The organism is Demequina sp., assembly GCF_024642165.1.
GTDB lineage: Bacteria > Actinomycetota > Actinomycetes > Actinomycetales > Demequinaceae > Demequina.
Window position 1 is genome coordinate 1 of sequence record NZ_JAHEBP010000144.1, and the last position, 4,594, is coordinate 4,594.

3 protein-coding genes and 1 tRNA gene are annotated in these 4,594 nt (G+C 68.9%); 3 read left to right on the top strand and 1 reads right to left on the bottom strand.

Going from position 1 to position 4,594, the window contains the following annotated elements:
• Positions 1-47 precede the first annotated feature (47 nt).
• Together Q0L54_RS10500 and Q0L54_RS10505 are read left to right on the top strand one after the other, a co-directional pair.
• Positions 48-2,420 carry a GMC oxidoreductase gene (locus Q0L54_RS10500; protein ID WP_296667918.1) on the top strand — a complete coding sequence of 791 codons (2,373 nt, stop codon included), beginning with the start codon at positions 48-50 and terminating at the stop codon, positions 2,418-2,420.
• The gene (locus Q0L54_RS10505) at positions 2,413-3,495 is read left to right on the top strand and encodes an alpha/beta fold hydrolase (RefSeq protein ID WP_296667920.1); all 1,083 of its coding nucleotides are present in this window, start codon (positions 2,413-2,415) and stop codon (positions 3,493-3,495) included. The genes Q0L54_RS10500 and Q0L54_RS10505 overlap by 8 nt, the downstream gene beginning before the upstream one ends.
• Positions 3,496-3,628: 133 nt before the next feature.
• On the opposite strand, the gene Q0L54_RS10510 is transcribed toward Q0L54_RS10505, so the two are convergent.
• A tRNA-Leu gene (locus tag Q0L54_RS10510) sits at positions 3,629-3,702 on the bottom strand.
• 21 nt (positions 3,703-3,723) lie between these two features.
• On the opposite strand from Q0L54_RS10510, the gene Q0L54_RS10515 reads away from it, so the two are divergent.
• Positions 3,724-4,356 carry a response regulator gene (locus tag Q0L54_RS10515; RefSeq protein ID WP_296667922.1) on the top strand — a complete coding sequence of 211 codons (633 nt, stop codon included), beginning with the start codon at positions 3,724-3,726 and terminating at the stop codon, positions 4,354-4,356.
• Positions 4,357-4,594 lie beyond the last annotated feature (238 nt).

Consider the following 4,594-nt stretch of genomic DNA (forward strand, 5'->3'; position numbering starts at 1 on the left):
GACGTATGCTTCCCGACATACGAGGCCCTTCACGGTAAGGAACGCCCATGACGCGGCGACCGGACGAACAGTGCGAGGTGGTCGTCGTCGGGTCGGGCTTCGGCGGCTCGGTGGCGGCCTTCCGGATGGCCGAGGCCGGCCGCTCGACGATAGTCCTCGAGCGCGGCAAGGCGTACCCGCCCGGGAGCTTCGCCCGCAACCCGTACGAGATGAGCCGTGCATTCTGGGAGCCGAAGGATCACCTGTTCGGGTTGTTCGACGTGCGCTCGTTCCGCAAGATCGAGGCGATCGTCTCCGCCGGCCTGGGCGGCGGTTCCCTGATCTACGCCAACGTCCTCCTTCGCAAGGACGAGCATTGGTTCGTGCACGATTCGCCGCTTCCCGGCGGGGGCTACGAGCACTGGCCGGTGACACGGGCGGACCTCGATCCTCACTACGACGCGGTCGAGCGGATGCTGAGCCCCACCCCGTCGCCCTACCCCGACCTCCCGAAGAGCAGGGCGTTGCGTGAGGCCGCCCAGGCGATAGGCCTCGAGAGCTTCCCGCCGCCGCTCGCGGTCACGTTCGCTCCTCCCGGCGGGGCGCCCGCGCCCAAGCAGATCATCCCCGAGCCCTCCTACGGAAACATCCATGGCACAACGCGGCTCACGTGCCGGTTGTGCGGGGAGTGCGACATCGGGTGCAATGAAGGGTCCAAGAACACGATGGACCACACGTATCTCTCGGCAGCCCGGCACCACGGCGCGGACATCCGTCCTCTCTGCGAGGTCACGAGCGTCGCCCCCGTGGACGGGGGAGGCTTCGAGGTGAGTTACGTGCAGTACGGCGACGAGGCCGACGAGCTGGGGCGCCGCTCGCAGACCGTCCGTCGCATCCTGTGCGCGCAGGTCTTCCTCGGTGCAGGGTCTCTTGGGACCACCGCGCTGCTGTTGCGCAACCGCGTGAACCTCCCCGGGCTGGGCCGCGCACTCGGCACGCGCTTCTCGGGCAACGGCGACCTGATGACGTTCGCCATGGGCGCGCGCGCCGAGCAACCCTCCGGCTCGATGCGGCTCATCGACGGCTCCTACGGGCCGGTGATCACCACCGCCATCCGTGTCCCCGACGCACTGGACGAAAGCGGCGGCGGCCGCGGCTACTACATCGAGGAGGCGGGATTCCCGGAGTTCGCCAACTGGCTCATCGAGACGTCTCAGGTGACCTCGTCGCTCACGCGCTCCGTCGCCGTGGCGCGTGAGGTGCTCCGGCACCGGTTCGGCAAGGACTTCGAGTCGACCATCTCGGGCGAGATCGCGCGGTTGATCGGGGAGGGCCGCATGGGCAGCAGCGCGTTGCCGCTGCTGGGCATGGGACGCGACGTCGCGGACGGTCGGATCGTGCTCCGCGACGGGCAGCTCGACGTCGATTGGACGTCGGAGACCTCGACGGCCTACTTCTCGGCGATGCGTGCCACCATGCAGCGGCTGACGGAGGCGCTTCACGCGCGCTACGTCGACAATCCGCTATGGCGGCTCAAACGCGTCATCACCGTCCACCCGGTGGGTGGTGTCCCGATGGGCCGCCACATTCAGGAGGGCGTGGTCGACGAATTCGGCGAAGTGTTCGCATACCCGGGCCTCTTCGTGGTCGACGGGGCCGCGATGCCGGGTCCCGTGGGCACGAATCCCGCGCTGACCATCGCCGCGTTCGCGGACAGGGCTGCCCAACGGGTGCTGGAGCGACCCGCACCCGCCGTCGCGAAGCACGCGGCCGCCGCGGCCGCTCCCGACCCGGCCACGGCACCGTCCGCAGAGGGCCCGGGCGTGCAGTTCACGGAGCAGATGAAGGGCTACCTCGCGCTGGGGGAGACGGACCCGATCGAGGGATGGCGGCGCGCGCGCCAGCTGGGCCACCGGTTCATGTTCGAGCTGACCATCGAGGCACCGGACGTCGACCGCCGGCTCGAGGCGGCAGGCCGTCCGGGAACCGCTCGTGGCTTCGTGAGATGCGAGCAACTGGGAGGCACGCTGCCCGTGGAGCGCGGCTGGTTCGAGCTCTTCGCTCCCGGCGAGGACGCGGGCGAACTCGAGATGCGCTACCGCCTGTGGCTGCGTGACATCGTGGGGGCGCCCGTGACGCTCGCCGGGGTCAAGCACGTCAAGGACGATCCCGGTCTCGACGTCTGGCGTGACACCTCGACCCTCTACATCACGCTGTTCGCCGGCCACCTGGCGCCCGGCGTGGACGGAGACGTCCGCGGAGCAGGCGTGCTGCGCATCCTGCCCTTGGACTTCGCTCGACAGATGACCACCTTCCGCACCGCGGGCGGCGGGACGCTCGGCTCCCTCGGGTCGTTCGGGCGCTTCTTCATGACCTCGCTGCGCCGTGTGTATCTGGCCCCGGCCACGCCACCCGAGGCGAAGGCGGCTGGCCGTGACTAGCACCGCCGCCGGAGCCCCCGTCGCCACGCCCGGGCTGCGAAACGGCATCCGGCGGTGGCACCGCAACGACGTCCACTTCTTCGACGCGGACGATGGGGTCGGCCTGACGTTGCTGCGCGTGCGGGGCGAGCAGGAGCCCACCAAGGGTCCGGTGGTGCTGGTGCACGGGTCAGGCGTGCGCGCGGAGATCTTCCGGCCGCCCGTCCGCACCACGATCGTCGACACGCTGGTCGCGGACGGCTTCGACGTGTGGCTTCTGAATTGGCGTGGATCCATCGACATCGGCCCCTTGCCGTGGACCCTCGACGACGCGGCGGCCTACGACCACCCCGCCGCGATCCGGTACATCCTGCGGCAGACGGGCGCCCCGACCGTCAAGGCCGTCGTGCATTGCCAGGGCTCGACGTCCTTCTGCATGAGCGCGGTCGCGGGCCTGCTCCCCGACGTCGACGTGATCGTCACGAACGCCGTCTCGCTGCACCCGGTGCTACCCGCGTTCTCGCGGGTCAAGATCAGGACCTTCCGGCCCGCGATGCAGCGCGTGACGCCTTATCTCAACCCCGCGTGGGGGGACGGCCCCGATACGTTGTTCTCCTGGATGGCCCGTGGCGTGGTGATGGCGACTCACTGGGAGTGCTCCAACCCCGTGTGCCGCATGGTCAGCTTCACCTACGGCTCCGGGCGTCCGGCGCTGTGGCGGCACGAGAACCTCAACAGAGACACGCACGAGTGGGTGCGGGGCGAGTTCGGCGAGGTGCCGATGAGCTTCTTCGCGCAGATGGATGCGAGTGTGGCGGCCGGTCAGCTGGTCTCGGTATCAAGCCGGCCTGGACTGCTCGAACGCTACGCGGACGAGGCGCCGCACACGGACGCTCGCTTCGCCCTGCTCGTGCCCGAACTCAACCGCTGCTTCCTGCCGGAGAGCCAGGAGCGGACCTTCGAACACCTGCGGCGGCACCGTCCCGGCAAGGACAGCATCCACCGCATCCCCGGTTACGGCCACCTCGACCCCTTCATCAGCAAGCACGCGGTGCGCGACGTGTTCCCGACCGTGCTCGACGAACTCAACAAGTAGCGCGGAGCGGCACGGCCGGACGTCCACGGGCCGGCGGGGATGAGCGCGACCACCGGCGCTACTGGCACTGTCGACGTCGGATTGCGAGCGCCGCTACTGGTGGCCCGTGCACGCCGCGCGGGACGCGCCAGCGTGCCCCGAGTGGGATTCGAACCCACACTGGCACGGGTTTGAGCCGTGTGCCTCTGCCGGTTGGGCTATCGGGGCGGGGCCACTAGGCTATCGCTTGTGACTGACGCGAACGACACTCCCGTCGAGGAGAACCTGACCAAGGCGGCCCCGAAGCGCGCGAGGCGTGCTGTCGTCGCCGAGGACGAGGCGCTGATCCGGATGGACATCGTGGAGACGCTTCGGGAGGGTGGCTACGACGTCGTGGGCGAGGCTGCGAACGGCGAGGAGGCCATCGCGGTCGCCCGCGAGACGCGCCCCGACGTGGTGGTCATGGATGTCAAGATGCCGGTCATGGACGGCATCACCGCCGCCGAGACCATCGCCAAGGAGCGGATCGCGCCGGTGGTGCTCCTGACCGCGTTCTCGCAGACCGAGCTGGTCGAGCGCGCCCGCGACGCAGGCGCCATGGCGTACGTGGTCAAGCCGTTCACGCCCGGCGACCTGCTGCCCGCCGTCGAGATCGCGGCCTCCCGCTACGTGGAGATCCGGGCGCTCGAGTCGGAGATTGCGGACATCAACGAGCGCATGGAGACCCGCAAGAAGGTCGAGCGCGCCAAGGGCCTCCTGATGGAGAAGATGAAACTCAACGAGCCCGAGTCCTTCCGCTGGATCCAGAAGACCTCCATGGACCGCCGCCTGACGATGCGTGAGGTCGCCGAGGCCGTCATCGATCAGATGGGCGGAAAGTAGATTTATTCCCGCGCGCGCACGTGATTCGGTCACGAAATTGTGATGGACACGACGCAAACGCGAAACGTTTCCCCGCTAGCGTGACGGTACCGCTCCGAGGATTCACCTCCGAGCGCACTAACCAAGGCGAGATCGTCTCGCCAAGTGGGAGGAAACAAATGGCACGATGGAATTCCATCGCCCGTGGCGCGGCATTCGCCGCCGTCGCGACCCTGTCCCTAGCCGCATGTTCGAGCGG

Excerpts from the sequence above, each read along its gene's own strand:
- Q0L54_RS10500 (WP_296667918.1), top strand. The coding sequence starts at position 48 with ATGACGCGGCGACCGGACGAACAGTGCGAGGTGGTCGTCGTCGGGTCG.